We start from the raw sequence: 26,557 nt of genomic DNA, 5'->3' as shown, positions 1-26,557 counted from the left end.
TGAGATCGGTCGCTGTGCTACCGCCCCAACCGTTCAGACGTCAGGGCGGCAATCGATCAGACGCCGCTCGCGGTCGTATCGTTCCCATCGAAGGGCCTTGCCGGATCTGATCATCGCGCAGGCCAAGTCTACACCATCGATCGAGCACTGGGCCACGGTCCTCGCATAGCTGCGCCCTTCACGGCGACATTGCAGCACGCGCCCGGTCGTCAGGCGCAGCAGCTCTTGTCGTGCATCTTGAGCGGACGCCTCCGGGCACGGCTGACCAGGGCGGCAAGTCTCGTCGATCTCTCGGGCCGCGATGCCGGAGAGGCGGATCTTTATGCGACGCCCTTCGGCGTCCTGCTCCAGGCAATAGATCGGCCCGTCGCCGTCGTGGACGCCCTCGACGGTACAAGCGAATTCTCCAAGCTCGAGCGACTGCGGCTCTGCCGAAGCGGGCTGGGCACGATCGCCGCTCAACCGGGGCGGCTGCCACTGGTGCGACTGCGATCGGCCCGGCCGCGGTTGCGCCGGCTGTGGATGCTGCCCTGTCGGGACGAGGTAAAGGAATATCCAGCCGGCCACGAGGCTGATCAGGACGCATGCCAAAGCTGCGGATGCGAGGAACGATTTCTGCAGTACGGCCTCCTGTCGGGTCGAGAGGTCGGCCGTTATCGACCGTCCTCGTCCTTGGCCAGTACGGGTTCGTCGTTGCGAATGCATGGAGGCGGAGCGTGGCTCGTCCGAACCCGCATGTTCGTCCAGGCAGTCTCATGCGCCCTTTGCCGACGACGGGCACAGCTCCAGCAAATGTTAACCAGCCGGCAGGGAACGGGCCATAATGATCAGCACGAACGGCAGGATGGGCGATCCATACACGTCGCCGAACCGGCCCCATACGATTTCGCCGGCGGACCGACAGATACGTCCATATCCGAAATACCTGCGCGGGCCGTATTCACTTAATGACGCAACCTTATTAGCGTTGAATTCCAAAGGGATTGGACAGGCGAACCATGGCGATTTCACTTCAGAAGAATGCATCGGTCAGCCTCTCGAAGGAGGCCGGGGGGACCGGTCTTGCGAAGATCGCGCTTGGCGTCGGCTGGGACGCGGCGAAGAAGAAGGGCGGTTTCCTCGGAGGATTTCTGGGCGGCGGCAAGCCAGCGGAGATCGACCTCGACGCCTCCTGCATCGTGTTCGACGCACAGGGCAAGGTAGTCGATCTTGTATGGTTCCAGCAGCTGGTCAGTTCCGACGGGTCGATCCGCCACAGCGGCGACAACCTGACCGGTGACGGAGATGGAGACGACGAGACGATCACCATCGATCTGACCCGCCTGCCTTCGGCGGTGGAGACGCTCGTCCTGACCGTCAACAGCTTCCGAGGCCAGACGTTCGACGAGGTCGACAATGCCTTCGGCCGGGTCGTCGATCTCAGCACGAACCGCGAACTGGCCCGCTTCGACATCACCGATGCGGGTACCCATACCGGCATGATCCTCGCATCGATCAAGCGTGCTGGCGGCCAGTGGGTGTTCAAGGCTCTTGGGGAGCGCACGAGCGGCCGGACCGCGCAGGATCTATCGACCGCCGCCGGTCGGCTGATCTGACCCTTCCGACGGTCTTCGGGCACGACGACGAGATTTAGGGCGGAACGGCAGCATGAAGCTTACACGTGGCGAGAAGCGTGGCCTGAGGGAACTAGGGGTCGAAGGCGAGTTCACGGTCAAGGTGGATTTCGATCTTCCTGGCACGGACATCGCCGCCTTCGGTTTGGACGGGGAACGCCGGATCGGAGACGACCGCTATGTCGTGCTCTTCTCCAACCCGCGCGCTCCGGATGACGCGGTGACGTTGGTCGCGGCCTCCGACAGCGCCGTCTTCACGGTTAACGCGGACGCACTGCCGTCATCGATCGATCGTATCGTGTTCACCGCGACGCATGACACCAGGCCCGTCTCCGATGCGCGTCCGCTCGTGGTGACGGTGGGCCCGGGGAAGGCCGTCTTCGACGTCGCGGAGCATCTCACGGCCGAGAGGGCCGTGATGATGATCGAGATCTACCGGCATTCGTCCGGATGGCGCCTGGGGACGATCGCCGCCGGCTTCGCTGGCGGCCTGGCCAGTCTCGTCCAGCATTTCGGCGGGGAGGTCGACGCCTTGGCCGCTGGCGCCGGCACGTCGCCCACACCGCCCTCGGCGCCGACCGCTCCGCCGCCTGCGCCGGCGGTCAGCCTCAAGAAGATCACGTTGGAGAAGTCGAACTCCTCGGTGAGCCTGAAGAAGGTCGGTGATTCGTTCGGTGAGATCGTACTCAACCTGAACTGGCACCAGGGCACCGCGCGACGCGGACTGTTCGGAGGTGCCAAGAACGTCGACCTCGACCTCGGCGTCCTCTTCGAACTGAACGATGGCAGCAAGGGGGTCGTTCAGGCGCTCGGCAACAGCTTTGGCGGATATGAGCAGCTGCCTTGGATCGAGCTGTCCGGAGACGATCGCACGGGGGCCGTTTCGGACGGCGAGACGATCCGGGTCAACGGCAGGTACTTCGACAGGATCAAGCGCCTCGCGGTGTTCGCTAACATATACGATGGCGTGCCGAACTGGGCGAAGACGGACGGCGTCGTCCGGATGAACATACCGGGGCAACCCGAAATCGAGGTCCGGTTGGACGAGGGCCGTGACAACTGTCGGCTATGCGGCATCGCGGTCGTCGACAACGTCGCCGGGCAACTTCAGATCGAGCGCCACATGCAATATTACCGGGACCAGAAGGGCTTTGCCGACGCGGTCGGCATACGGCTTCGATGGAAATCCGGTTCGAAGGACTGATCGCGCGCTTGTTCGCGTCGTTGAATTTCAGGGGGAATGATGAAGAATTTTTATGGCTCGATCGTATTCGCGATCATAGCCGTCGTGCTGGCCGCCGTTCTGGGGTTCAGCCAGAGCGGTGAAATGGGCCTGGCGTTGCAGTTCGCGTTCCTCGCCCTCGTGCTCGGGGTCATGGAAACGTCCCTCAGCCTGGACAATGCCGTTGTGAACGCTTCGATTCTGAAGGACATGTCGCCGGTGTGGCAGCGACGTTTCGTGACATGGGGGATCCTCATCGCGGTCTTCGGGATGCGCATCGTCTTCCCGATCCTCATCGTTTCGGTGTCGGCCTGGGTAAGCCCATGGGAGGCCACCCGCATCGCTCTCGTCGATCAGGCTCGTTATGAGGATATCGTGACCGGCGCGCACATCGGCATATCCGGCTTCGGCGGCGCGTTCCTGATGCTGGTCGGACTCACGTTCTTCTTCGATTCGAATCGCGAACACCACTGGCTCAGGTTCATCGAAGCTCCGCTCGCGAGCTTCGCGAAGGTTCCCTACTCTCCCTACATCGCGACGCTGATCATCGTCGGTGCGCTCTCGTTCATGGTCGAGGGCGGCGAACAGCGCAGCTTCCTGACGGCCGCGGTCTGCGGAATCATCGCGTTCTTCGCCGTCCAGAAGATTGGTGATCTCGCAGGCGGTGAGGAGGATGCGGCCGGCAAGGTGGTGCGTTCGGGTCTGGGTGCGTTCATCTACCTCGAGTTCCTCGACGCGAGTTTTTCGTTCGACGGAGTGATCGGTGCATTCGCCATCACGAACAACATCGTCCTGATCGCCCTGGGCCTTGGCATCGGAGCGATGTTCGTTCGATCCATGACGATCGCGCTCGTTCGTGGCGGGCATCTGGCGGAGTTCCGCTTCCTCGAGCCAGGTGCGTTCTACGCGATAATCGCTCTGTCCGTGATCATGCTGCTCAGCATCCGGATCGAGACGCCGGAGATCGTCACCGGTCTGATCGGCGCGTGCATCATCGGTGTGTCGCTCTATGCCTCTATCCGGCATAAGAAGCTGTTTCCGGAGGAATACGCTGAGGATGGCGATGCGGAGGTCATTCTACCGACCGGCAGCATCGTGGCCGGCGCACATTCTTCTTAAAGCCACCCGAACTAGCCAGCGCGCTGTCACGATGGCAGAACTTCGACGGCCAAAAATCGCAAAGGAAACGACATAATGGCAATTTCACTTTCCAAGGGCGGAAACGTGTCGCTCTCCAAGGAGGACCCCACGCTCGACGAGATCATGGTCGGACTGGGGTGGGACGCGCGGGCTACCGACGGAACGGACTTCGATCTCGACGCTTCCGCGTTCCTTCTGACGACGTCCGGGAAGGTCCGCGGCGACGGAGACTTCTGCTTCTACAACAACAAGAACGTCAGCGACGCGGTGATACATCAGGGCGACAACCGCACCGGTGATGGTGAAGGCGACGACGAGCAGATCAAGATCACGCTTTCGAAGCTGCCTGCCGAGATCGACAAGGTGGCGATCACGGTCACGATCCACGAAGGGGAGGCGCGTCGTCAGAGCTTCGGTCAGGTGGCCAACGCCTTCATCCGGCTCGTGAACCAGAAGACGGGCACCGAGGTCGTCCGGTACGACCTTTCGGAGGACGCGTCGGTTGAGACCGCGATGATCCTCGGCGAGGTCTACCGCCACGGAAGCGATTTCAAGTTTCGCGCCGTGGGGCAGGGATACAAGGGCGGACTGGGCCCACTCGCCACAAACTACGGCGTCAGCGTCGGCTAGTCGCGCTGCAGCGCCATGTCGCTTCGACGGGACGGCGCTGACGCCGGAGGCCTCGGGCCTCCGGCACCTGACCTCAACCACTCCTTCAGGACGGTCCCATGCCAGTTTCACTCGTAAAGGGCGGCAACGTCTCTCTCACAAAGGAGGCTCCGGGCCTCACGTCGGTCACGGTCGGCCTCGGCTGGGACATCCGAAAGACAGATGGTGCCGCTTTCGATCTGGATGCTTCGGCGTTCCTGGTCGGTGACGATGGACGCGTGCTGAGCGACGCGCACTTCGTCTTCTTCAACAACAAGACCTCGCCCGATGGCTCGGTCGTCTATGGCGGCGACAATCGTACTGGTGACGGCGAAGGCGACGACGAGACGATCAAGATCGATTTTGGGAAGCTGCCAGCGCAGGTCAAGAAGGTCGTGGTCGGCGTGACTATCTACGACGCCACTGAACGGCGGCAGAACTTCGGTTCGGTTTCGAATGCGTATGCACGCGTGCTCAACGATGCCGACGGGAAGGAGTTGGCGCGGTTCGACCTGTCCGAGGACAGCAGCACCAACAGCGCGCTGATATTCGTCGAACTGTACCGAGGTCCGCAAGGAGACATCAAGGTCAAGGCGATCGGCGAAGGATGGGAGAGCGGTCTCTCGGGGTTGGCGAGCAGCATGGGCGTCACATTGGGCTGATGGCGGCGGATCGACGTCGTGACTCCGCCCCGTCGCAGAACCTCGCACGGAAGTCGAAATTTCGGTCCATGCGCTCCGTCCGGCTTTTTGGACGGACCGGTTCTGCACGGTGAGGTCGCCATGTGACATCGGTCGCCTACGTCGTAGCGTCGCTTCATCTGTCGGAACGACAGCGGTAGGACCCGGTGATGGAGCATCTCGGCCTTCCTTTCGCGACTAAGCCACGTTCCGCTTCCGCAGCCCATGTGACGGCTGTCGGACCGGCGGGCGGACCAGGATCGCGGCGCCATGCTGAAGGGCCACTGGCGGCATGAGGGCAGAGCATTGCGTTGCGGATCACGGCCGGTGACGCGGGTGGCCCGCTTCGCACTTATGATCGTAGCACTGGAGAATCTGATGCACTGGTTGTTAGCCCTCGCCATGGCGTCCTTTCCAGCGATTGTTGATGCTGCGCCGCTTCACGACTCGATCCCCAAGGAGTTTCAAGGCACGTTCGCCCCCACGGCTGCCGGATGCCGGTCCAGCGATGGGGTGGAAGCGATCGTCGTGGCTGCCGACGCCATCCATTACTACGAGGGCGACGACTATCTTCTCATCGGCATTCAGTTCGGCGGCTCCTCGACCAAGTCCCATAATCAGGTTCCGTTGTTCAACGGCCGTTTCACCGGAAGAATGGAGACGCAGCTGTTGGGAGAGGTCAACGCACGGATGGAGATGGAGACGCCGGACACCTTGATCCGCTACGCGATCAAGGATGACGGTGAAGTCGATCCAGCGCCCGTGAATACATGGATCCGCTGTCCAGGAACCAAGTAGCTTGACGCTGACCGGCCAGAATCGACCGGACGGTCGGCGTGGACCGTTCGGTCATCCGGCAGTTGCACTCTCATCATGAAACGAACGGGTCTTATGCCGCAGGGTGCATCAAAGCTGATTGCCGACATCCAGACCGGGCGACTTTCGCTCGTCGCATCGGGGGGTGCCGACATCGAAGCACTGTGTGACGTAGCGGCTCGCTCGAACCCGAAGCGCGGCTTTCTCATCGTGTCCCGCGTGCTCGGGCGACATCTACCGACGCGGCCTCGGGAAATGCGGAAGGTCATGGACGACATCGCGACCCAGATTTCGCGCGACCTTCCAGAACCTGTGGTCCTCCTCGGCATGGCCGAGACGGCGACCGCGCTCGGTCATGGCGTCTTCGCCGCATACCGACGGGACAACCCCTCCGTGAGCGCGATCTACCTCCAGACATCACGCCAGCGCGTGGAGAGCGCACAGGTGATGGCGTCGTTCGAGGAAGGGCACAGCCACGCGACGACCCATCTCGTCCAGGTTCGTGCGGAAACAGCGGCCATCGCGGCTTCTGCTCGCACGCTGATCATGGTCGATGACGAATGCAGCACAGGCGGAACGTTCCTCGCATGCGCCGATGCGATGCGGTCTGCGATGCCGAAGCTGGAACGGATCGAGACCTGCTGCATCACCGACTGGAGTGACGGGGCCTACCTCCCGGGAATGCCACTCGAGACGACGGCCCATTCCGTGCTGGAGGGTAGGATGGACTGGACGCCGACCGATGGGATCGAACGGACGGTTCTCGCCGCTGCGAGCAACCGACCGGGCACCGCTCCGGATACGGGAATGCGCAGCCGCACCGGCATTCTCGAACCAGAAGCGGCGCGGCGATCGTACCTGGCGGAGATGCCGGACGAACGCGTCCTGGTGCTCGGCGACGGCGAGCATTCGTATGAAGCGCTGCTCGTGGCGGAGGACCTCGAAGCCGCTGGGGCCGTCGCTGCGGTCCAGTGCATGACGCGAAGCCCGGCGCTGCTCGGATATGCGATGGGCAGCGTCTCGGAACTGCGCGACAGCTACGGCAGCGGCGCTCCATGCTATGTGTACAATCTGCTGGAACATCGGCCGGACCGTGTGGTGATCGTCGCCGAGGCCCTTGGCACCCAGTCGGACGATGTCCTGACGGCTCTGGCGAAGCTCGGGTCCGACATACCGGTATCGCTGGTCCAATGCCGGTATGACGCAGCGATATGACTGTCGTGTTCCTCTCCGACCTCGATGACACCCTGTTCCAGACGCTGCGGAAGTGTCCGGACGATGCGCAGGGTCTGAAGGTCATGAGCACCCTCGTCGACGGCAGTCCGAGCGGCTATGCGACGCCACGCCAACAGACTCTGCTCGCTTGGCTATCGTCGGGATCGCTGATCCCCGTGACCGCTCGCAGCAAGGAGGTCCTAGCTCGCGTCGATGTGCCGCAAGCGCCTGCGATCTGCTCGAACGGCGGCTGCATCATCGAGAGCGGCGGCGGCTTTGACCGTCAGTGGCACGACCTGCTGATGGAAGAGGCGCGCGGCGGTGACCCGGTATCAGATGTACATCGGGAGTTGACGTCGTCCCTCAATGCCGAAGACTTCCGACATTGGATCGTCGCGGAAAACAGCCTTCCCCTGTACGTAGTGGTCAAGAGCAACACCGGCCGACCCGACGATCTGCTGGAATTCGCGCAGCGCCACGGAGACCGCCTGCCGCCCAAATGGCGCCGGCACCTCAATGGGAACAACCTCGCCTTCTTGCCGCCCTGGCTGAACAAGCGCCATGCGGTTGCCTATCTGATCGAACGGATCAGGTCCTCGCAGCCGGAAACGGCTGTAGTCGGCATCGGCGACAGCCTGTCGGACGTCGGCTTCATGGACCTCTGCGATTTCGCGATGTCTCCGACGTCTTCGCAGTTCTGGCGTAGCGCTACGCTCGACAACGCATGGTTGAAGTAGGAATGGCTCTCGGATCGATCGCGGACGTCGTGACGGAGCCCTTCTCCGGCTCCTACGATCCGACGGACGTCACCTTTCTTCTGAAGCCGTGCGAGATCGTCGCGACGCCGCTCGAGGAGAAGGAGCGGTTGATACAGAGCGGCGCGAGACACTATTCCGAAATGCTGTCGGCGGAGCGGCTGCCCGACGAACGATACATGAGCCTGTACCGTGAAGCGCTGCACCGCAACGCCGGGCGCCTGCGAATGGACGTTGCCGCACTCGCTCGATCCATCGCCGACCGTCCTGAAACGCGGCGGGAGTGCGTTCTGATTTCGCTGGCCCGAGCCGGCACGCCGATCGGCGTCCTGTTGAAGAGGGCTCTGGAGCGGTTGGGCGTGATAGCCCACCACTACTCCATCAGCATAATCCGCGACCGCGGGATCGACCGGAACGCTCTTGCCTTCGTGGCATCGCGCCACGGAGCGGCAGCGGCTCTGTTCGTCGACGGCTGGACGGGCAAGGGCACGATCAAGGCCGAGCTGGTGCGGTTCCTGCAGGGCGACTCCCTTGGCTTTTCGCCCTTTCTCGCGGTGGTCGCAGACCCCGCCGGGCGGGCGGATCTTGCCGCTACGGCCGAAGACTATCTGATTCCGAGCGGCCTGCTGAACGGAATAGTGTCCGGATTGATCAGCCGCTCGGTCCTGCGCGACGACCTTGTCGGTCCGGGCGACTTTCATGCCTGTCTATACCAGAGCGAACATGCCGATTGGGACCTGTCACGTGCGTTCATATCAGCGATCGAGGCAGCGGCCCCGTCCAATGCCGCCACAAGCGGACGGTGGACGCCGGAAGTGGCGGCCGTTTCGAGGACGAGCAGCACCGAGATGACTCGGGATCTCATGCGGCAAACCGGGGTCGGTGACGTGAACAGGATCAAGCCCGGTATCGCCGAAGCGACCCGTGCGATGCTCCGTCGCGTACCCGATCAGCTGTTCGTCCGAGACCGGGGCGACTCGGAAGTCCGACACCTTCTGCATCTAGCCTCGCAGTCCGGCGTTCCCGTGCAGGAACGGGATCTGCAATGCTATCGTGCGGTGACTGTCATCAAGAGCTTGGGGGAAAGTCAGGAATGAATGCCATCGGCCTCGGTGCGTCGCTCTATGTCCCTGCCGTCAATGCCGCAGCGGCGCGACTTTCCTACGGCGAGTCTTCGAACCTGCGGTCGATTGTCGTCTGCCTGGAGGATTCCATTCGCGCCGACGAGGTCGGGGTGGCGATGGCACGGTTGCAGCGTCTTCTTGAAGGCTTCATCGTTCGGGAGCCGGCGATCAGCGTGTACGTTCGGCCGCGCGACGTCGAGATGCTCACGCGGATATGCGCCCTGCCGGGCGTCGAGAGGATCGAGGGCTTCGTCCTGCCCAAGGTGACCACTAGCACTCTGCCCGTCTGGTTGAGCGCCGTGATGCATGACGATCATCGGATAATGCCGACGATCGAGGGCGAGGAGGCGTTCGACCGCCCTTCGCTCGCTCGGCTGTGTGATCAGCTGCGGCCATACGTCGATCGCGTGGCCGCCGTCCGCATCGGCGGCAACGACATCCTGGGTCTGCTTGGGATCCGCAGGTCGCGGGCGCGCTCCGCGTATGAGGGCCCGCTCGGAAACGTGATCCGCGACGTCGCTGCGACGTTCATCCCGAACGGCTTCTGCGTCGCGGCCCCGGTGTTCGAGCACTATTCGGAGCTCGACGTCCTTCGGCAGGAAGTGGAACAGGACATCGAGCACGGCCTTCTGACCAAGTCCGCGATCCATCCCACACAGGTTGAAGTCATCCAGGAAGTCTACCGTCCGTCCGCCATCGAACTGATCGAGGCGCGCAGGATTCTGGACGTCTCGACCGCAGCGGTCTTCGGATCGAACGGCAGCATGTGCGAACCCGCAACACATGCCCGGTGGGCTCGGTCCGTCATAGATCGGGCGGGCATCCATGGCGTTCGGGGACAGATTTGCGATCCGCAGGCAAAGGTCGCCTGACGATGCGCTTCGAAGCACATCGTATATCCACGCTTCCGACGACCCTACTGGGCGGATGCTCACCGAAGACCATGAAATTCGTCGGCAAGTGACGTCGCTGGCGAGCCCGACCGCCATCGTTCCGATCGACGAGGTCGCCGTCGCGGGGATACGCGAGCGGGCGCGGCATTACGTCTCGGAGTTGTTGGCCTGCGATCCGTACAGCCCGGCGTTCGGCTCGAAAGCGGAGTCGCTGGGGGTTCTGGGACGTCGCGAGGTCGCAGCGCTCGCGGACGCATCGGGTCGGATCCTCGAACGGATTGGCAAACCCATCGGTATGGACGCGGTCGGCTCGGCTCTCGATGAGCTGCGCCGCGTCATCGGGGAACTCGATCCGCGCGGGCAGAGATCCATGGCGAAGCCACGCCGTCTTTTCGGGATCATACGATGCGGGCCGGGGCTCGCTAGCTATTTCCAGCGGTACTCGTCGGCTCAACTCGCGATTGACGGAATCCTCCGCACGCTGATGGCGTCCAAGGACGAGCTGCTCCGGCAGAACATCGCTGTCGATGGCGAACGCGGACGGATCTGGGAGCACATGGAGCGGCTAGCCAATGTCGCTCATCTGTCCGAAGCTATCGGCGTTGCCTTGGAAGCTGCTGCAGGCGACCTGAACGAAACTCAACCGGTAAAAGCCGGAGCGGTCCGCGGCGAAGCACTTTATCAAGTGAGACGACGGAACACCGAACTGCTGGAACAGATGTCCGTGGCGATGCACGGCTACATGGCCATGGATCTCGTCAACACGAGCGGGAAGGAACTCGTCGAAGCCATCGATCGCGCGGTTGGAACCACGGTATCGGCGTTGCGGACCGCCGCTGCAATTGCCGAGACGCTCGCCGGTCAAAGATTGATGCTGAGCCAAATTGCCGCCTTGAATACGGCAGCAACGGATACACTGGATGCCAGACGCCGTTCACGCCCGGACCGTGGTTCGAGAATCGTCCCACTTGCGGCGCCGGTCCCGATGGACATGCAGGCTCTCGAGGAGGCGTTTGTCGCGATATACGCCGAGATGGATACCGTCGGCGCGTCCCGGACCGCCGTCCTCCGCAGCGTACGAACGACGATCGACGCCTTGGGCTCGGAGCGCTGAGCTTTGAAACGAAGACGGCGCCGGCAAAAAGATTCGAACGGGTACGTCGCGTCACTCGCGACGAGACGATCCGGAATGAACCAGTCCGGTCCATGATCTCAGAAAAGATCCGTCCTGTATCCGCGTCCTTGCATGCGATGGCGGCGGCAGGTTCGGTAGATCCAACCGCTGATGGACGAGCAGGCGGCGGAGGCTTACTCCGGCGGGAACGACACGGAGGCGGCACAGTGGGCATGTTCGACAGACTGAACCGGATCTTCGGTTCCTCAGCCGTGTCCCAGACCGTCCCTCCTCCGGCCGCTGCACCGGACTTCGACTACGAGGATGATCGCATCCCGGAAGCTGCGAGGGTCCAGATCCGAAGGATACTCGCCTGCATGGACGACATCGAGAAGGCGATGAACCGCGAGCAGGTGCCCGGGTTCAGCCGGCTCGAGATGGATCAGATGCGGGACGTCCACCTGCCCAAGCTCGCGAAGAGCTACATCGACATTCCACCCGGCTATCGCAGCGAGATATTCCGAAAGACGGGCAAATCCGCTAGCTTCGTACTTCTCGACAGCTTGGAACAGATGCAGGCCAGGATGGACGACATAATGAAGAACCTGGCGCAGAGCGATCTGGACGCTTTCACGGAGAATGTGCAGTTCATCGGTCAGCGATACGGCAGAGACGACAATCCGTTCGGGTGAAACCTGCATGCGACGTAAGTGAGTAGGTCGCAGACGGCTGGTGCCGGGCAAAGTCGAGGGCATGAATGATGGGTTTCCGCTTTCGTAAGACGATCAGCCTCTTTCCCGGGTTAAGACTCAACATCAGCAAGGGCGGAATCAGCACGAGCCTCGGCCGGCCCGGTGCGTCCATCAACATCGGCAAGCAGGGGGTAAGAGGCACCGTCGGACTGCCGGGATCTGGATTGTCGTACTCCGAGATGCTTGTGCGGCGGCGCACCGGCTCGGCGGGCAGCGACTACGAGGTCGACACGGGGTCCGCGTCCGGCTCACCGGTCAAACGGGTCATGTTCTTCGCAGTAGTCGTGGTTCTGGCGGTGGCTGCGGTCCTGTCCATCGCAGGTCTCATGAGCGCCAGGCAGACGCCGACGATCAACCTCCAAGCACGCCCCAACGTCCCGCGGGCAACGGACGACCGGGTGGACCGGGTATCCGACGAGACCGCCTCTGAAAGGCCTGATCACGTCTCCAGCGCCAACGCGGCGAACTGTCGCTCCAACCCGAACGCGAGGGCGTCGATCGTGACGGTTCTCAGCGGGAACGAACGCCTGAACGTCATGGACCGGCAGGGCGACTGGAGCAGAGTCACCGACGATATGCACGATTGCTGGATCTCTTCACGCCTTGTCCGATAGCCCGATCGACCGCGAGCCGGCGATAGCCCGTTGGGAGCTGTGGAGCGTGGCCAGCATGCTCGTGTCCACTCGAGGCGACGACGCCGAGGCGTTCGCCGAATCCCAGTTGCAGGATGCCGGACGCCGAGGCCACGAAGGGGACACACTGGTCTGGGACGGAGTGCTTACGCAGATTCGGAAGATGCGCGTCAACGGCGGAGCTTGACCTACGATGCGCGATTGCGCTTACGTCGTGCGGCAAAACCGAAGGAGTGCGCTCTGATGAAATTCGTGCTGGCGGCCATCGCTTCTCTCGCTCTCTTCGCAAGTACGACGCCCGCTGATGCGAAGGACGCGGCGTGTCGGAATACGAAGGGCCAATTCATGAAGTGCCCCGAGAAGCCGAAGGCTTCGCCGCGTTGCCGGAACCCGAAGGGGCAGTTCGCGAAATGTGGTACACCCGGCGCGACGCCCGCAAAATGACTGCGACGCCGGGCGCGGAGCGCCCGGCGTCGGACATCAATGCGATGCGCGCCAGGAACGAACCTGGGAAGCGCTGACGTCCTTGGCATAGCACATGGGCGCGTAGCCTCCGCCTCTGCTCCATGCGCTGCGCCCCCCGCAGCTCGACCCGTTGCGCGTTGAGTTGTACGGACAAGCGCAGGTTCCGGGGTACTCCGCTATAGACTGCTTGATGATGCGCTGCTTGATCTGCGCATCGCCGAGCTTGCCACGTGCGCCGGCCGGCGCACCGATGGCGAGGATCGCCGCAAACGCCAACGACCAGGAAGCCGACGCGCGCATCAGTAGCCGCTCTTCTTGGCCGACCCGTTCGAACCGTACACGGAGCTGCTCGGCGACGGACTCTCATAGGGATCAACCGTGCCAGCTTTCCCGGTGTAGGGGTTCACGTTGCCCTTCGTGGACCAGTTGTCGGACCGCGTACTGTTCGGATTCGTCGCTCGGTGAGGCGCGACGTACGTTCCGTCCCTCCGCGTGTAACCGCGGACCGCATGCGAAGACTGCGCGAATGAGGGGGCGATCGTCATGACGACTAGAGTGCCTGCGATCAGCGATTTGATTAACATACTTTTCTCCTGGTTAAGTGCCTGAAATGGATGACCATCGCCGTAGATCTGACGCATGCGAGTTAACGGATGGTGTCACTCGATGCGCAAAGCCGACGAGACTCGAAGTTGCAGATGCGGGGACCGCTACATTGGCACCATAGTCGACACGCCATGAGCGAGGCCGGACCGGACATGGCCTCTTCACCGGGCAGACTTGTCGCGGCGATCGTCGTGCAGCGGATCATCTCCGCACAGTCGGCGCAACGCGGACATCGCCTTCGAGCTAAGTTTGATCCAGCTTCGTCGAGCGTCCGTCTCATCCTTCTCGCGTTCGATCAGGCCGTGGACCTCCAAGCTTTGAATGTGGCGTATTGCCGTGGACGCGGGCCGGCATGAAGCGATGCCGCAGTCGGTGACAGAGACCCGTTTCCCGGAGCATTGCTGAATGAACAGATCGAGAAGGATGTCCCATGCAGGTTCTCCGAACAGCTTGCCTGCATCTCCGAACATAGCGTCCCGCGTTCTTCGAATGCCGTAGAGCGCTTTGGCTACGTCGATGATCTCGGATCGAACCGGGCGAAAGGGGTCTTCATCCTCCGGGCCAGCGCAGGTCGGACTCCCGGATCGAGCAGGAATGGACGCAAGGAGGTGGTCCAACGGGCTCGGCTCGACCGGTCTCCTGCGACGTGACGCCGCACGCTCGTCCGGCAAGGCATGGCTACCCACCGGACGTGTAGGGAATGGGATCGAAATCGACGCGGAACTCATGATAGAAGCCCTGACGCCTTCAGACTGACGGCCCCGCGAGAGGCGACGATCAGGTGATCATGTACGGATATGTCGAAGAGCGCCGCCGCCTTCTGCAGCCTTCCGGTGCTCTCGATGTCCTGAGGGCTCGGGGTCGGGTCTCCGCTGGGATGGTTGTGCGCCACTATGATTCCCGCCGCATTCAGCTCCAAAGCGCGTCGGACCACCTCGCGCGCGCTGAGCGTTGCGCTGGTGAGCGTACCCGTGGAGGCCGCCTCGTCCCGGATGAGCCGGTTGCGGGCGTCGAGGTATAGTATGCGGACCGTTTCGGAACGCTCGTGGGACAGCACCGTCCAGAGGTAGTCGAGCAGCAGATTCGAGCTCGAAAGCAGGGGCGCGTCGACGAGCCCACGCTGCAATGCGAGGCGCATCGCCCTTCGGAAATCGCGAATTTCGTTGACGGCGGCAGCATCGCCGCAAGCGGCGCGAACGAGCCGCGCATGCGATCCGCCGAGTATGGCCGGGAACGACCCGAATTCTAGCACAAGACTTCGCGCCGTTCCCATGGGATCGGCCGAGGGCCCCTTCGCTATGAGTGCGGCAAGGACTTCCAGGCATGAGGCGTCCGTCGCCGGTGATGGTTCCAGATGCCCACCGAGAGTACGATCAGCGTCGGGTAGCTCGAAGCGCCCGACATCATGGCATAGGCCAGACGGAGGAAGCCCGGGTTCACAGCCTTCGCGACATGCGCCAGTGTCGAGATCGTCTGCAAGGCCAAAGCGATTGTCGGCCACCATCGGTCCGCCTTCACTGTAAGAATTCCCAGCGCCAGCAGCAGTGAGGCGTCTATGATCAGCACTCCGACGCTCACGGTGTGGTAACGCTGAGCCCAGGGCGCCCGCATGGCGATGGTCGCGACCGCAGCGATCGTGAACACCGCGGCGCCGATCCTCTCGGGCCTCCCTCCCCATGCGTATGCGCTGCATGCGATCACGGGGAGGGCGATCCAGAAGATCAGTACGTACAAGGTCATGAGTGACCGCATCACGACTGGTCACGATGGTCAACCGTTCGCTCAGCCTACGACCCGCAGCGTCGGAGCATGATCCGTTCCGAGTTGCGCCTGATTTGGAGGACAGTCGTCCGGACCGTACGCCACTGTCGCGCCGATCTCGCCGGGCAGTGTGGCAAGGAGCGCGTGGGCGGTGAGAAAGTGGCGCCGCGCTTCGATCGCCAGATTGGTACCCTTCACCACGTGATCGAGCGCATCGGCGCCGAGATCCAGGGGAAGGCGGGCACGAGCACGTTCTTCGATCATCACGGCGATGCACCGGGCACCGTGCGCGGCCGCGGACTCGGCGGACTTCTCGGCGGGGAGGAAAACGGACTTCACGTTGTTCACTGCGGAATCGCGGGTCTTTGGCATGGGGACCTCCGGTATGGGTCAGTCCGCCTGCCTCGGCCTATCGAGGGACCATAGCGTCGGCGAACTGCTGAAATGCGTTTGACATGGGCACTGCCGATACGACGACGACCGCCAAGAGGATCGTGAGCGTGGCTGCGACGAGCAGTTTGATCATCGGTGTCAGTTCATTGCGCAGCGCTCCGGTTTCTGAAGCCGGCTCGGTTACAGGAGGCCATCGCAGCGACTGCTGCTCAAACTCGGTGCGCGTCTCGCAGACTTGCCCGTCCTGATCCCCGACCCCGGCAGGCGTCGTCGATGGCTCGTCCTCATCGTTCTGGGCGGTTTGGGAAACGGCCCCGCGGGGGGGCACCCCTGAGGGGTTATGCCGTTCGTGCTCGGCGAGAGCGCGTGCGGCGACGAACCTGGAGTTCGTCCCGAGCTTCGCCATCGCTCCCTTGATATGCTTTCGGACGGTTTCGTGGTGAATGCCGAGTTCCCGCGCAATCTCCTTCTCCTGGAAGCTTGCCGCAACGAGGCGGAGGCATTCCTTCTGGCGTTCCGTCAAATTGCCGATCGGGTTCGTCGTCATTCCGTCATGTTCCATCGAATACCCTACGGGCCGTAGCCTGCCCCCGCCGGCCACCGCTACCTCGAAGTGAACCGGCCGTCCGGCGGCGAAATGGATAGGGCGCAGCACGCTCGATCCGTCGGCCTTGGTCAGGAACTCAAAGGCGGCCCAGTGCGCACCATCGGAGCCACGACCAACACGATCGACACCAAACCATACGTCGAAGAGCGGGACCTGTTGATCCTGTGTTCCTGAGTGACGGCTTTTTGCATCAGCCCTGAACGCAGGCGGTGGCAAAGCTAGGCGCCCGTCCGGTTCGTCCGCCGGCCTGGGAACTCGTAGGGCTACGACGTGAGGCCGCCTTCATCCGCAATGGCGAAAGTAGCGCCAGTCGGCGTTGGAGATCACGCGGCGCAATTGCGCACCTATTTCCAAGAGGCAGGCGACATCGTCCTGCTGAGCGAGCCGCCTGCGAGGATCGAACGTGAGGATGACATGGCTCTAGACGTGCAAACCGGATGGCACGACGCGCCCGTGAGCGTTCCAGACACGGTCGTTCCCTTCGTAGTCGACAGGTTACGGCGACCGAGTTCCCTTAAGCCGATCGCATTGTGACAATCACATCTGCTGGCCTTGGACCTAAAACCACAACGCGGCTTCAAGCCACTCAACGTTTGGTTCAGAGCGGTCGCTTGGCCTAGGACAGATCGACGAGATCAACAGACGACGTGTGCGATACAGATCGTGGAAAAGTTGGACGCCACTTCGCCATCGGTGGAGGTCGATGCGTCGCTCTGCTTCGATCGTTCAGGCGACTGGGCGAACTGTTCGCCGACATGAAGCGCAACATGGAGATCGCGGAGTTCTTCGGCATCAGCGACAGAGCCATCGCCTGCCAGCGCAAGCGCTGGATGCAGATCGAAGACTCGCGCGGCTGAGAGACCGACGCCGGGACGAGAACGGCATCAGCGTACGAACGGAGCTGCTGCTGCATAGGGCACTTGGAGCCGCCGCAACGTTCGATCGCTCGCGACGAAATTTATGCCGGTGCCGCGCAAGGGGTTGCCGGCGGCAAGCATTGCCAGGAACGCGTCGCGCAGCGCCGTACCCTTGTTAGGCCGCAGCGAGGCGGACCGTCCGAACCGCATGGCGCATCCGGCCATTATGTCCGCCGCCTGGAGGCAGGGTTCAGCCGTCGCTTCGGCGAAGGTCAGGACCGCTCGTCCACGTAGGCGATAGTCGGCGAAGGGCGTGAAGGGCACGTCGATCTGCTGCGTCGGAGCTTCCATCGACGCCTTCGCGTCGTGAAGAACCTTGCCGTATTGGAGCTGCACATCGTGTATGAGCGCAACGCCATCGAGATGACGGCGCGACTGGTTGATGCGGGCGTAGATGTTGGTGAGGCTCTGCAGGTTGGGAAGCATCCAGACCTTTTTTCCAGTCGAGCTCTCGTCGGCGATCGGCAGGAAGTCGTGGGTCGTCGCATTGCCGTTCTGAACTCTCTGGCTTGCAAATCTCGCGAGGAAGCGGCCGATGGGCGAGATCCCGTCGCGCGAGCGAGCGAGTACTTCCTGCAGTAGCTGGAGCGTAGCCGCGACATCGCCCAGCGACTGTGATCGGCATGCCTCGAGGTAGCCGCGAAGGACCGGATCGAAGGTCCTGTCGGCTAGCGTTTCAACAAGCTGGATTCGCGTCAATTGGTCCACGTCGTGGAGTCCGTACGGTCCGCAAAGTAGGCGATTGACGATATGTATCGCGATGAAATAGCGTTTCTCGACCAGTTCGATGAAAAGGTCGGCGCCGTTCTCGACCAGCCACGTTGCAAGATTCACCGCGACCGCGGGAAGCTTCGTGCTTAAGTCGCTCGACTTGAGTTCGCCCGATCCGCAGCCGTATGTGGTTCTTAGCTGCTCGAGCTTGCAAGCCAGCGCACCCTCATCGGCGACGCCCAGGCAGGCGAGCGCGAAGATGGGCTGCCCCGAAAAATCGAGCTTGGTCGAAGAAGCTAAATCACCCCCGTGACCGCTTTCATCGAGGAAGTAGCGGTTCACGAGCCCCTCTTAATCGCGGTTCTCGCTCCGAAGTGCTCTTCCCCGCGGTCCGTCAGACGAGGGCTGAGCGTCGCTAGGCCGTTGCGATAGCGGCGTGCCGCGTCCGTATCGGCCGAAATCACGACCAACGCAGAAAGATCGCGTAGCGCAGCCTTCGAAAAGATCATTCTGAGCGCGTCGTCCGTCGAGCGAGCTCGGGGCGCATAAGTGGCATCCGTCGCCGCGCGCAGCAGGTACGTGGCGAAATCGAGGCTTTCATCCAGCACATTCGTCGTGGTCGCCGTCAGCACTTTGTCGATCGACTTCACCAATGGTGGCAGCGGCGTGGTCGGTTGGCCTAGATTGTCATAGAAGATGTAGGCGGACGCGCACTTGTTGCTGGCAAGCAGATCGCGTTGGGGACCACGGCGAGGGTTCGTCTGTGAGACGGTGGCGTTCGGTTGGCGGTAGTGCTTCGCCTGAAAGATCAGTGGCACTATCCGGGTTTCATGGCCCTGCGGCTCGGCACCCGGCTGAACGGTGCGTCTATCGAAATCGAGGATGAGGCCGAAGTCCCCGCCATTCACCTGCTCGCCGCCGCCGACTTCGAGGTCGATCTCGCCGATGGCCAATCGCGTGCCGATCCTGGCGAGCGCCGGGGCAAGCGGTTGCGACCACACGGCTCCCTGCGCCGCCAGCGCCTCGAGCAGATGCCCCGCCAGGCGAGGCTCGGATTTCGCATTCGAACAACGATCGAGCTGAAAAGTCACCCGTGCGGCCAGCGCGGAAAAGAAGAGCCACCAGTCCGCCCAATCCCGGTAGCACGGTGGGTGCACGAGGATGCGGTTGAGTACGTCGCGGAACGAGCCGATCGACTGGATTGAGTCCCTCTGCATGAGGATGAACGAGCTGAGCCCCGCCGACGAGAGCCACGAACTCGTCCCTCGAAGCGCGTCGCTCCGTCGCTTGTCCGATTTCGGATCAACGCCGATCAACTCGCCCATGGCACGTTCGGCATCCGACCCGTTGACGAACTCCATGGCCGTCATCATGGCGTCCATCATTTCCGTCATTTCGAGCCCGAAGGTGCCGAGCGCGGTTTCAGGTTCAGTCGACATTGGCGTTCCCGTCGTTTCGGACATCGTACGGAAGGGCGACTCGGCGGGTCGATCATCGTCGTCCTGCACCGCCAGTTCTAGTCCGTCATGAGTTCCTCTACGCCGGACCATTGAACAAATGGTCACCGTCCAAATTTTGTGCTGCCTAGTCAGATGCTTTTCAGTGCTCTAGCAACGCGAGATCCCATACTACCGTTAGAGCCCAAGATTGCATCTGACGGGCAGGACGCGCCTTGCAAACTCGACCCATGTCGGTCCGGCGGTGTAGGTTCACCGAAAATAGGCCATATATGCGAGCTTGAAATTCTGAACATGCTTGGACGAAACAGATGACGAAATCTACTGGGATCGCCACAGTCGCAGCAGATGCGGTGCGCTGCCGCATCTGTAGCGTTGGCAAACCCATCCGTTCCCACCTGATTCCCGAGGCTTTCATCAAGGAGATATTCTACGATCCGAAAGCCGACGAGAAGCATATGATCGTGCACAACGAAAAGGGGGTGAAGCAGGCTTCGACTACGGGTTGGTTCGAGAAGGGCATTCTCTGCTCGGACTGTGACGGCGTACTAGGCGTCTACGAGGAAGCCGCTCTTAAGCTTCTGAGGAGACTAAGACATGACAAGATCGGCTTTAAGGTCGAGACTTCGTCTACCATCAACGCGAAGACGTATCCGTTCCGCGTGACCGTGGTGGACGAATTTGTCCGTTTCGCCTGCGGCATTCTCTGGAAGTATGCATCCATGAATCCCACGAATGCGGCCTTCATTGTGATAGGCCCTCACAAACAGATATTTGAAGACGTATGTTTCAGAGGCTCGGCTATCCCGCACAACGTTGACGTCTTCATCGAACGGGATCTGTTCTCGTTCGCGGCGTTCGACGACCCGAACGACGTCTACTACTATAGAACGCCATCTGTCGGTCTCCGCGGCACTCGGCAACGGGTCCGAATGGCTTGGTTCAGCGTTTCGGGGTTCACGATCTACGTCAAAATGGATGATGCGCGGTCGAGCGACTTCGTTCCGAACCGCTGCTGGATGCGGGGGAAGAAGCAATGCTACTTCAACGTCAATCCGCGGTCGCTAACGGTCAACAACGACATGCCACGTTCGATGAACTGGATCAGACCGGATCTCGCGAGGCTTAACCGAAAGTTGGTCTTTCCATCTTCGCCCCGGCCATGGAAGCAGTGAGGCTGCACCGGCGATCTGTAGCGTTGCGCTCTGTCCATGATCAACCACCGGCGCTTGGCACCTGAGAAGCATCCATTCTCGGTGAAGTCTCTTGCCAAGATCGGCACGCCGCCCCAGTCTTGCACGGCGATCGGCGAGTATTCGGTCATCCTCGAAGCGTCGCTGGCTGACGCGGGCTGAAACCTGTCGCGACGAGACTGGGGGCGGACTTTGGCGAAGCATCGTGACCTTCCTGCGCTTATCGACTCCGGCCAGTACATCGGAACGAATGATCCGGCTCGTCTTTGGCGAAAGGTGCTCACGCCAAGCGGAACCCTGCGCCCTCCCCTTCCCGTGCGGTTGCAACCACGAGGTACCCAATGGTGTTGGGCGGTCGCAGTCATCTCGATCCATAATCATCACGACCAGAACACCCTCTCGACGTGCGGCCTTGTCGAAAGCGTGAGACCCGGGAACAACTGCTGCAACGATCCCACATCGGAAGTCTGCAGGCAGCCGGACGAAATCGCCCGGCATCTCGCAGACCTCGGCAACAGCAGGGGCGCCCCGATAAGCGGCGGCATCAGCTGGGTACGCGTTCAGGAGGAGATCGGCGCCAACAATCCGGTCGGCGCGATCGTGTCGTATGCCGGCGGCGCCCATGCGGTGGTCATCTGCGGTTGGGTTCAGACCGATGGTCGGGACTACCTGATCGTCATGGATCCTCAGGCCGGGGCGATCGGCATAGAGTTCGAGGAGTTCTGCGACGGGTACCCGGCCGGGGGCAAGTGGGCCGAAACCGACCTGACCGGGAGAAACCCGCGATGACCTCCCCGACAGCGGAAGACCGCTTGGCCATCTCGGCAGGACTGCAGGTGCTGCGCGAGGGCGGCATCGTCGGAAAGGCCGAGGACCGCGCCTACCGGTTGTCCAACGGAATTTCGGTCGCTGAACTGCCCGTCGAACATATCTTTGACGATCGACCTCTGAGCGCGCTGGTCCCTACCGGTCGCCGCTTCCTTGGCGTATCCGACGAGACGGTTTCTTCTTTCGACCTGTCCTACGACAGCGGCGAGCCTCGCCTTGTCAGAACCTTCATGGGGCACCGGGCCGAGGCAACCCTCGAAACAATCGCGAACACCGTGTTCACGGTCATGGACGACCTCGTGGTGGTGCGCGTGCGCGGCACTTCTGCGGAGGGGCTCTGGGTAAGGGACACCGATCACGGCATCGTGACGATAGTGCCGGCGGAAGGGGCGACGGAGGACGACGACTTCATCGAGGCGTGTCGACGCCTCATCGTGGCGAAGCGAGATGATAGGGGGAACGAGTAGATGACGAAATTCATTCTGATTGCTGGCGCACTCGTGGGCGCGGCTGCGTCCCCCTGCCTTGCCGAGCCGATACGGCTCAAGGGCACTGGGGACGTCGCAGGGCTTGTAGCGGGGGCAGCCGGACAGGACGCGTCGACGGCGACGGCCGAAGACACCGAAAAGCTGAAGGTCATGGCCGACTATATTTCAGCGCAAGCTGCGTTGCGGACCGCGCAGACTGCCGCAGAGACGGCCAGAGCGGCGGCAGCGACGGCCAATCTCGGACCTCTTGCTTCGACAGCCAACACGGGGTTGGTCACGGCCAGCGCCAACGCCGGAAGCCTACAGGGCAGGATACTCGCCGCCCGTGCGACAGCGGACGCAGCCGACAAGCTCGCGGCCAGGATCTGCGGACCGGCGCCCGGCTACACGGGAGCGGGACGTTGCGCGCCCGGAAGCACCGATCAGAGCATTCCGATCGGGGGCCAGGAGCCGTCTCTTACGCAGCCGGTCCCTAACGATTGTGCCACGTTCGCTTCGTTCGCGCCGCCGTTGGCTACGCGAAGGGCTTCCGCTCTGGTCATCATGGCGGAGGGCCACAAGACCGGGTTCGACGCGTACGACCTGCTTACGATCCGATTCAACGCCGCCGGTCGCGAGTTGTGCTCGGCGATCGTCGCTGCCGATACCGCAGATGCGCGGACAATCGGCGTGAGCATTCCCGTTGCCGTTCCGCCCAAGGCTGCTCAAGGCCTGGTTGCCGGCTTTCTTCCCGGGATCTCGGCAGGCATCGACCTTGTCGGGAAGCTCTTCCGGAGTGAATACACGGTCGCCGACATCGCGATCAAGGAGGACGATCAGCTGCTGGAGAAGGAATGCGTCCGAGCACTCCTCGCGCGCAACGTCTCCCTACCGATCTACGCCCCCGATCTGCATACGGTCGTCGATCTGGCCAACAATCCATTCGTCGAGAAGCTCATGACGCTCGACCGCCTGGTCCGACAGGCCGAGGATAGGGCCCGAGCACAGACGACAAGGCAGTCTGCATTCGCCGCTGGAGCAAAACTCGCGAAGGGCGAAGCCGCTGCCGTTCTCGCGTCTGCGGCTGGCGTACATGACGCTTCCGCCAAATCCCTTGCCGCGGCATTGCAGGGATATTCCGGTCTCTTGTCGACGGCGAGCGCTGGGGAGGCGGACAAGCCGAACCTGATGACCACCGCGATCCGGCAAGCCAAGACCGCTGATCTGCTCCGCTCCGGAAGCATGCTCCTGGTGGTCAAGATGGATGCCGCCGGCGGGACCACCTACACGAAGAAGAACTTCTTCACCGCATTCGGCGCCATGCCGTTCTTCGCTTCCGGCGGGGTGGTCGCCAGCTACGCTCTGGTCGATGGTTCGACCGGTCGGATCCTCGATGCCTCCAGCGTACCGGTCTCGGGCGGCTTCAAACGCGTGTCGGAGATCAGATAGAGGTGACGCCGCGTCAGAACCGGAGGACAGCCTTGAGCCAGATGTTTTTACCTTTTGTTCGGTTGTCAGCGAACAGTTCGTCCTGAAACCGCAGGGCGATGGGCACTTTGCCCGCCCGATACCGCACGACCGGTCCTAGAATAAGGCTTTGCCCTTGTAGCTGTCGGTGCCCACTTTGAGGCCGTGCTGCTCATCGTTGGCCGTCTGCAGGCCGCCACGAAGTCCGCGTGCAGTTCCTGGCCCTAGTGGTATTCGGTGGACCGACTGGTGGCATTGTAGTCGTACATCAGCTTGCATCAGCACCGAGACGGTAGCGAACCAGACGGGACGATTGGTCGTCGCGTCGCTGAACGCCATCACGTCCGTCGATGCTGCTCGGAGGTAAAGTTCGGAATCGAGGTGGCGGGTTCACGCCATTCGAAAGGCGGGATGGCTCGCTTATCGCCGCCGTTCGGTCAGCGCTGTATGAATGCCTGAGGATCCACGCCGTCCGGAAGGACGCCACGGCACCTGTCGATCTGCCCGACCCTAGTGGACATCCTGAACTTCGGGCGCAGATCGCGAGCTACCTTGCGGTCTCGCGAGACATACGTTGCGTGCCCGATCAAATTATACTCACGAGCGGCTACAGAATACCAAATTGAGGGCCCTGGCGTGAGCGCCTTGGCAAACATTCCTAGGGCGCGTTTCCACGGAATTAACCCGCGACCTTTATTTTTGGCAAATGGCACGACGACGGTTCGATGCGGCCCTGGTTGGCATGCGGTATAACAGTCTGCAGTTCGCCGAAGGCGACGTTATACCCGCATCGGAAATCACCCTAGAAAGGCAGCCTGGCAACGAGCACGATCCCAACGCAGTCGCGGTAAGGGTGCGCGCCGGCCTCGCGGGCCATCTGGATCGCAAGAGCGCCCGAATGGTGGCGCCCCTTCTGGATGGCGGGGCCACGTTCGAGGTCGGCGGCGTCCGGATAGACAAGTCAGATCGGACTTCGATCCCGCTGAAGATATGGCTCACCTACGATCCGGAGAGACCGGTCGCACCACGGGTTGCGGACGGGAGACTTCCAGGAATCTACGCGATCAGCATAGCTTCTCGATCCCCCCGCTACATCGGGCAAGCGCGAGATATGAATGAACGACTGAGGAAGCATTGGGAGGAGCTGACGCTGGGTGTGCATCACAATCTCCCGCTTCGCGACTTGTGGCGTGAACTTGGGGGACGCGGATTCACCGCCGACGTCGTGGAGTTGGCGCCGAAGGACTTGACGGAGCTGGCCCTTTCGCAATGGCTGCATGACCGTGAGCGCCATTGGATGGATGACTACGAAAGTCGGGTTGGCACCTTCAATCGCGCGCCACCTGAAATCGTATGGACGGCGAGCGCCAAAGCTGAGCTGTCGATGGAAGCTAGAGTCGCAGCGGCTGAACGAAAACAGCAGCGCATAAACGACAAGGCCCGCGAGTCGGAGCTCGAAGCAGACCTGACAGGGCTGGAACGGGAGCTTGCAAACCGGCGAACGGCTTTAAACGAAGTCAACGTACAAGTTCGAAATGCGAGCGGCATTCGCGGGGTGCTTTTCGCGGGTTCGACTCAGAAGGCAGCACTGCCGAGGCTTGTGGAACGGCGGGGGGCGCTGGAGACGGAAGTTAATTCGATAGTCGCGCAGGTTGCGGCGGTCCGTAAACAGAGGGACTCGATCAAACAGGTGCTGCGACCCCGGACGACGAAAACGCCCCCGAAGGTCGTCCTTGAAGCGATGATCATGACGAGCGGAAACCGCAAGGCGCGCAAATCGTGAAGAGGTCGTCCGGAGGAGGATGACGGAAGGCTAGCCCGGACCTATCGTCGCTGAAATGATCGTTCGAGAATATGCATCCTGCGATGAATGCGGGACCGTCCACGTGCTGCGGATCGGCATGGGTGCCGAGCCGGTTCAGGCCCATCACTTCGAGTGTCGGAACTGCGGACAGGAGATGGGCATCTCGGTCACGGATGGAGTCGGGTTGTCATTCGGTCCCAATGCCACGCAAGCCGCGCGTGACGACGGCGGACCGATCGTCAATCTCCATCCGAGCTTCGTCTTCGCCAGAGAGGAGATCGGAAGCGCCGATGCTTTCCCCAGCATTGAACTTGGAAGCAAACTCGTGAGCGCCATGCTCGACGCTCGTGCGCGGATTGGTCTGCCGGCGGAGCTGGAGCCCCTTTCAGTCGAGGCACCGCGTAGGGCGCGGGTGACGGAGGAATGGCCGCAGCTCCGAGCAGCCTGGTCGCTTCACCGCAATGGCAAACTCGACCTGGCGAAGCGGCGCATGGACGCCTTCGTCGGAACCGCCGGCTACGAGGACACGCCTACCTCGATCCAAGACTGGATCTTCCAGTTCATCGGCGACCTGACGAGACCTCATCACGAGCGCCTTTGGGAGAGCCTGTTCGAGCAGCTGGGCGTTGCAGCGCATAAGGACGACTTCGAGAGATTCGTCGCCTTTTCCGGAGCTGAGTTGAGCGCGGCACATGGTCGCCGCTACTTCGAGATTTGCAAGGCCTACCTTGGTGCCTTCTCGGAGTTCTCGCAGGTCCATCAGCTCGTCGCGTCCGACATACCGGTCGACGAACGCCATGTTGCCGCATCGTCCGACTTCGATACTACACGCATGTTCTACGGCAACGCATTCGAAGCCTTCGGCGACAATGTCGAGACCCTGGCTGCGATCAACAACCTGATCGAGGACCGTCCGTTCGATAGGTTGCGCACGATCACGTTCGAGGCCTATCGGTCGTCCGAAAAGGCGGGCCGCGGCAGGGCCTTCGGCGACAACCCCGCGCTGGCGGCGGTCGTAGGAGAATTCGACAACCAGCTCCGCAATGCCTCACATCATGGGGACATGACGTTCGACCGTGCATCAGGCATGATCGAGTACCGATCGGGCAAGGGCGGCAAGGGAGATGCCGTCACGATCGGCTATGCCGCTTACCTTGCACGCAGTTCGCGGCTCTTCATCCAGCTGATGCTCGTGTTTCGGCTGGAAATCCTGATCGCCAACAAGTTCGGGGTGCGCCTGCCGATCTGAAGATGACTGCCTTTTGGGCAAGGCGGCT

General features: G+C 62.1%; 29 protein-coding genes. 21 read left to right on the top strand and 8 right to left on the bottom strand.

Translation table 11 applies throughout. The features are described from left to right. Window positions 1-33: 33 nt before the first annotated feature. Entirely contained in the window at window positions 34-462 is a 429-nt protein-coding gene (locus SJY20_RS01490) for a thermonuclease family protein (RefSeq protein ID WP_380784837.1), read from the bottom strand. A 536-nt stretch (window positions 463-998) separates the two neighbouring features. Between SJY20_RS01490 and SJY20_RS01485 the strand changes: the two genes are divergently transcribed. From SJY20_RS01485 to SJY20_RS01420, 14 genes are all read left to right on the top strand, one after another. Then, a complete protein-coding gene (locus tag SJY20_RS01485; protein WP_380784836.1) occupies window positions 999-1,595 on the top strand; it encodes a TerD family protein in 597 nt (198 codons plus the stop codon). A 52-nt stretch (window positions 1,596-1,647) separates the two neighbouring features. Further along, window positions 1,648-2,817 (top strand): TerD family protein, encoded by a 1,170-nt coding sequence (locus SJY20_RS01480; RefSeq protein WP_380784835.1) that lies wholly within the window; start codon window positions 1,648-1,650, stop codon window positions 2,815-2,817. 36 nt (window positions 2,818-2,853) lie between these two features. Further along, on the top strand, window positions 2,854-3,954 hold the full coding sequence (locus SJY20_RS01475) for a DUF475 domain-containing protein (RefSeq protein WP_380784834.1): 1,101 nt from the start codon (window positions 2,854-2,856) through the stop codon (window positions 3,952-3,954). 72 nt (window positions 3,955-4,026) lie between these two features. Further along, window positions 4,027-4,605, top strand: a complete 579-nt coding sequence (locus SJY20_RS01470) for a TerD family protein (protein WP_380788511.1) — start codon at window positions 4,027-4,029, stop codon at window positions 4,603-4,605. 98 nt (window positions 4,606-4,703) lie between these two features. Continuing rightward, window positions 4,704-5,285 carry a TerD family protein gene (locus SJY20_RS01465; RefSeq protein ID WP_380784833.1) on the top strand — a complete coding sequence of 194 codons (582 nt, stop codon included), beginning with the start codon at window positions 4,704-4,706 and terminating at the stop codon, window positions 5,283-5,285. A 288-nt stretch (window positions 5,286-5,573) separates the two neighbouring features. After that, a complete protein-coding gene (locus tag SJY20_RS01460) occupies window positions 5,574-6,101 on the top strand; it encodes a hypothetical protein (protein WP_380784832.1) in 528 nt (175 codons plus the stop codon). 93 nt (window positions 6,102-6,194) lie between these two features. Further along, window positions 6,195-7,334, top strand: a complete 1,140-nt coding sequence (locus SJY20_RS01455) for a phosphoribosyltransferase domain-containing protein (RefSeq protein WP_380784831.1) — start codon at window positions 6,195-6,197, stop codon at window positions 7,332-7,334. Beyond that, window positions 7,331-8,071, top strand: coding sequence for a sucrose-6-phosphate hydrolase (locus SJY20_RS01450; RefSeq protein ID WP_380784830.1), 741 nt, complete (start codon window positions 7,331-7,333; stop codon window positions 8,069-8,071). Before SJY20_RS01455 ends, SJY20_RS01450 begins: the two co-directional genes overlap by 4 nt. A 2-nt stretch (window positions 8,072-8,073) precedes the next feature. Further along, entirely contained in the window at window positions 8,074-9,186 is a 1,113-nt protein-coding gene (locus SJY20_RS01445) for a cysteine protease StiP family protein (protein ID WP_380784829.1), read from the top strand. Next, window positions 9,183-10,085: an HpcH/HpaI aldolase/citrate lyase family protein gene (locus SJY20_RS01440; RefSeq protein WP_380784828.1), complete on the top strand. Its 903-nt coding sequence runs from the start codon at window positions 9,183-9,185 to the stop codon at window positions 10,083-10,085. Before SJY20_RS01445 ends, SJY20_RS01440 begins: the two co-directional genes overlap by 4 nt. A 55-nt stretch (window positions 10,086-10,140) precedes the next feature. Beyond that, the gene (locus SJY20_RS01435) at window positions 10,141-11,220 is read left to right on the top strand and encodes a toxic anion resistance protein (protein ID WP_380784827.1); all 1,080 of its coding nucleotides are present in this window, start codon (window positions 10,141-10,143) and stop codon (window positions 11,218-11,220) included. A 233-nt stretch (window positions 11,221-11,453) separates the two neighbouring features. Then, on the top strand, window positions 11,454-11,912 hold the full coding sequence (locus SJY20_RS01430) for a hypothetical protein (RefSeq protein WP_380784826.1): 459 nt from the start codon (window positions 11,454-11,456) through the stop codon (window positions 11,910-11,912). Window positions 11,913-11,980: 68 nt separating this feature from the next. Continuing rightward, on the top strand, window positions 11,981-12,586 hold the full coding sequence (locus SJY20_RS01425; RefSeq protein ID WP_380784825.1) for a DUF4236 domain-containing protein: 606 nt from the start codon (window positions 11,981-11,983) through the stop codon (window positions 12,584-12,586). 338 nt (window positions 12,587-12,924) lie between these two features. Beyond that, entirely contained in the window at window positions 12,925-13,125 is a 201-nt protein-coding gene (locus SJY20_RS01420; protein ID WP_380784824.1) for a hypothetical protein, read from the top strand. Between the two features lie 711 nt (window positions 13,126-13,836). Here SJY20_RS01420 and SJY20_RS01415 read toward each other — a convergent pair. The 7 genes from SJY20_RS01415 to SJY20_RS01385 form a co-directional block, all read right to left on the bottom strand. Then, window positions 13,837-14,145, bottom strand: coding sequence for a hypothetical protein (locus SJY20_RS01415; RefSeq protein ID WP_380784823.1), 309 nt, complete (start codon window positions 14,143-14,145; stop codon window positions 13,837-13,839). A 254-nt stretch (window positions 14,146-14,399) separates the two neighbouring features. Further along, complete coding sequence (locus SJY20_RS01410) at window positions 14,400-14,948, bottom strand: RadC family protein (RefSeq protein ID WP_380784822.1); 549 nt, start codon at window positions 14,946-14,948, stop codon at window positions 14,400-14,402. Between the two features lie 23 nt (window positions 14,949-14,971). After that, window positions 14,972-15,415, bottom strand: a complete 444-nt coding sequence (locus SJY20_RS01405) for a hypothetical protein (RefSeq protein WP_380784821.1) — start codon at window positions 15,413-15,415, stop codon at window positions 14,972-14,974. 42 nt (window positions 15,416-15,457) lie between these two features. Further along, window positions 15,458-15,808 (bottom strand): hypothetical protein, encoded by a 351-nt coding sequence (locus tag SJY20_RS01400; RefSeq protein ID WP_380784820.1) that lies wholly within the window; start codon window positions 15,806-15,808, stop codon window positions 15,458-15,460. A gap of 37 nt (window positions 15,809-15,845) precedes the next feature. Then, on the bottom strand, window positions 15,846-16,652 hold the full coding sequence (locus SJY20_RS01395; RefSeq protein WP_380784819.1) for a helix-turn-helix transcriptional regulator: 807 nt from the start codon (window positions 16,650-16,652) through the stop codon (window positions 15,846-15,848). 668 nt (window positions 16,653-17,320) lie between these two features. Further along, window positions 17,321-18,406: a DUF3800 domain-containing protein gene (locus SJY20_RS01390; protein WP_380784818.1), complete on the bottom strand. Its 1,086-nt coding sequence runs from the start codon at window positions 18,404-18,406 to the stop codon at window positions 17,321-17,323. Next, a complete protein-coding gene (locus SJY20_RS01385) occupies window positions 18,403-19,527 on the bottom strand; it encodes a hypothetical protein (RefSeq protein WP_380784817.1) in 1,125 nt (374 codons plus the stop codon). Before SJY20_RS01385 ends, SJY20_RS01390 begins: the two co-directional genes overlap by 4 nt. A gap of 305 nt (window positions 19,528-19,832) precedes the next feature. Between SJY20_RS01385 and SJY20_RS01380 the strand changes: the two genes are divergently transcribed. The 7 genes from SJY20_RS01380 to SJY20_RS01350 all read left to right on the top strand — a co-directional run bounded on the left by SJY20_RS01380 (window position 19,833) and on the right by SJY20_RS01350 (window position 26,529). After that, the gene (locus SJY20_RS01380; RefSeq protein ID WP_380784816.1) at window positions 19,833-20,696 is read left to right on the top strand and encodes a hypothetical protein; all 864 of its coding nucleotides are present in this window, start codon (window positions 19,833-19,835) and stop codon (window positions 20,694-20,696) included. A 36-nt stretch (window positions 20,697-20,732) separates the two neighbouring features. Further along, window positions 20,733-20,876 carry a hypothetical protein gene (locus SJY20_RS01375; protein ID WP_380784815.1) on the top strand — a complete coding sequence of 48 codons (144 nt, stop codon included), beginning with the start codon at window positions 20,733-20,735 and terminating at the stop codon, window positions 20,874-20,876. Between the two features lie 30 nt (window positions 20,877-20,906). Then, entirely contained in the window at window positions 20,907-21,503 is a 597-nt protein-coding gene (locus SJY20_RS01370) for a papain-like cysteine protease family protein (protein WP_380784814.1), read from the top strand. Next, entirely contained in the window at window positions 21,500-22,009 is a 510-nt protein-coding gene (locus tag SJY20_RS01365) for a hypothetical protein (RefSeq protein WP_380784813.1), read from the top strand. The genes SJY20_RS01370 and SJY20_RS01365 overlap by 4 nt, the downstream gene beginning before the upstream one ends. Then, window positions 22,010-23,458 carry a hypothetical protein gene (locus tag SJY20_RS01360; RefSeq protein ID WP_380784812.1) on the top strand — a complete coding sequence of 483 codons (1,449 nt, stop codon included), beginning with the start codon at window positions 22,010-22,012 and terminating at the stop codon, window positions 23,456-23,458. Between the two features lie 724 nt (window positions 23,459-24,182). Beyond that, window positions 24,183-25,259, top strand: a complete 1,077-nt coding sequence (locus tag SJY20_RS01355) for an HIRAN domain-containing protein (protein WP_380784811.1) — start codon at window positions 24,183-24,185, stop codon at window positions 25,257-25,259. 55 nt (window positions 25,260-25,314) lie between these two features. Then, window positions 25,315-26,529 (top strand): hypothetical protein, encoded by a 1,215-nt coding sequence (locus SJY20_RS01350; protein WP_380784810.1) that lies wholly within the window; start codon window positions 25,315-25,317, stop codon window positions 26,527-26,529. Window positions 26,530-26,557: the final 28 nt, after the last annotated feature.

The sequence above is a fragment of the Sphingomonas sp. R86521 genome (assembly GCF_042466235.1).
Lineage (GTDB): Bacteria > Pseudomonadota > Alphaproteobacteria > Sphingomonadales > Sphingomonadaceae > Sphingomonas.
The sequence above is the reverse complement of the archived record's forward strand: the minus strand, read 5'-3'. Positions and strand labels throughout refer to the sequence as shown.

What these genes read in the sequence shown, in the direction of transcription:
- SJY20_RS01485 (WP_380784836.1), top strand. Translation starts at nt 999, where the DNA reads ATGGCGATTTCACTTCAGAAGAATGCATCGGTCAGCCTCTCGAAGGAG.
- SJY20_RS01480 (WP_380784835.1), top strand. Translation starts at nt 1,648, where the DNA reads ATGAAGCTTACACGTGGCGAGAAGCGTGGCCTGAGGGAACTAGGGGTC.
- SJY20_RS01475 (WP_380784834.1), top strand. Translation starts at nt 2,854, where the DNA reads ATGATGAAGAATTTTTATGGCTCGATCGTATTCGCGATCATAGCCGTC.
- SJY20_RS01465 (WP_380784833.1), top strand. Translation starts at nt 4,704, where the DNA reads ATGCCAGTTTCACTCGTAAAGGGCGGCAACGTCTCTCTCACAAAGGAG.
- SJY20_RS01460 (WP_380784832.1), top strand. Translation starts at nt 5,574, where the DNA reads ATGCTGAAGGGCCACTGGCGGCATGAGGGCAGAGCATTGCGTTGCGGA.
- SJY20_RS01455 (WP_380784831.1), top strand. Translation starts at nt 6,195, where the DNA reads ATGCCGCAGGGTGCATCAAAGCTGATTGCCGACATCCAGACCGGGCGA.
- SJY20_RS01450 (WP_380784830.1), top strand. Translation starts at nt 7,331, where the DNA reads ATGACTGTCGTGTTCCTCTCCGACCTCGATGACACCCTGTTCCAGACG.
- SJY20_RS01445 (WP_380784829.1), top strand. Translation starts at nt 8,074, where the DNA reads ATGGCTCTCGGATCGATCGCGGACGTCGTGACGGAGCCCTTCTCCGGC.
- SJY20_RS01440 (WP_380784828.1), top strand. Translation starts at nt 9,183, where the DNA reads ATGAATGCCATCGGCCTCGGTGCGTCGCTCTATGTCCCTGCCGTCAAT.
- SJY20_RS01435 (WP_380784827.1), top strand. Translation starts at nt 10,141, where the DNA reads ATGCTCACCGAAGACCATGAAATTCGTCGGCAAGTGACGTCGCTGGCG.
- SJY20_RS01430 (WP_380784826.1), top strand. Translation starts at nt 11,454, where the DNA reads ATGTTCGACAGACTGAACCGGATCTTCGGTTCCTCAGCCGTGTCCCAG.
- SJY20_RS01425 (WP_380784825.1), top strand. Translation starts at nt 11,981, where the DNA reads ATGGGTTTCCGCTTTCGTAAGACGATCAGCCTCTTTCCCGGGTTAAGA.
- SJY20_RS01415 (WP_380784823.1), bottom strand. Translation starts at nt 14,145, where the DNA reads ATGTTCGGAGATGCAGGCAAGCTGTTCGGAGAACCTGCATGGGACATC.
- SJY20_RS01410 (WP_380784822.1), bottom strand. Translation starts at nt 14,948, where the DNA reads ATGGGAACGGCGCGAAGTCTTGTGCTAGAATTCGGGTCGTTCCCGGCC.
- SJY20_RS01405 (WP_380784821.1), bottom strand. Translation starts at nt 15,415, where the DNA reads ATGACCTTGTACGTACTGATCTTCTGGATCGCCCTCCCCGTGATCGCA.
- SJY20_RS01400 (WP_380784820.1), bottom strand. Translation starts at nt 15,808, where the DNA reads ATGCCAAAGACCCGCGATTCCGCAGTGAACAACGTGAAGTCCGTTTTC.
- SJY20_RS01385 (WP_380784817.1), bottom strand. Translation starts at nt 19,527, where the DNA reads ATGTCCGAAACGACGGGAACGCCAATGTCGACTGAACCTGAAACCGCG.
- SJY20_RS01380 (WP_380784816.1), top strand. Translation starts at nt 19,833, where the DNA reads ATGACGAAATCTACTGGGATCGCCACAGTCGCAGCAGATGCGGTGCGC.
- SJY20_RS01375 (WP_380784815.1), top strand. Translation starts at nt 20,733, where the DNA reads ATGATCAACCACCGGCGCTTGGCACCTGAGAAGCATCCATTCTCGGTG.
- SJY20_RS01365 (WP_380784813.1), top strand. Translation starts at nt 21,500, where the DNA reads ATGACCTCCCCGACAGCGGAAGACCGCTTGGCCATCTCGGCAGGACTG.
- SJY20_RS01360 (WP_380784812.1), top strand. Translation starts at nt 22,010, where the DNA reads ATGACGAAATTCATTCTGATTGCTGGCGCACTCGTGGGCGCGGCTGCG.
- SJY20_RS01355 (WP_380784811.1), top strand. Translation starts at nt 24,183, where the DNA reads ATGGCACGACGACGGTTCGATGCGGCCCTGGTTGGCATGCGGTATAAC.
- SJY20_RS01350 (WP_380784810.1), top strand. Translation starts at nt 25,315, where the DNA reads ATGATCGTTCGAGAATATGCATCCTGCGATGAATGCGGGACCGTCCAC.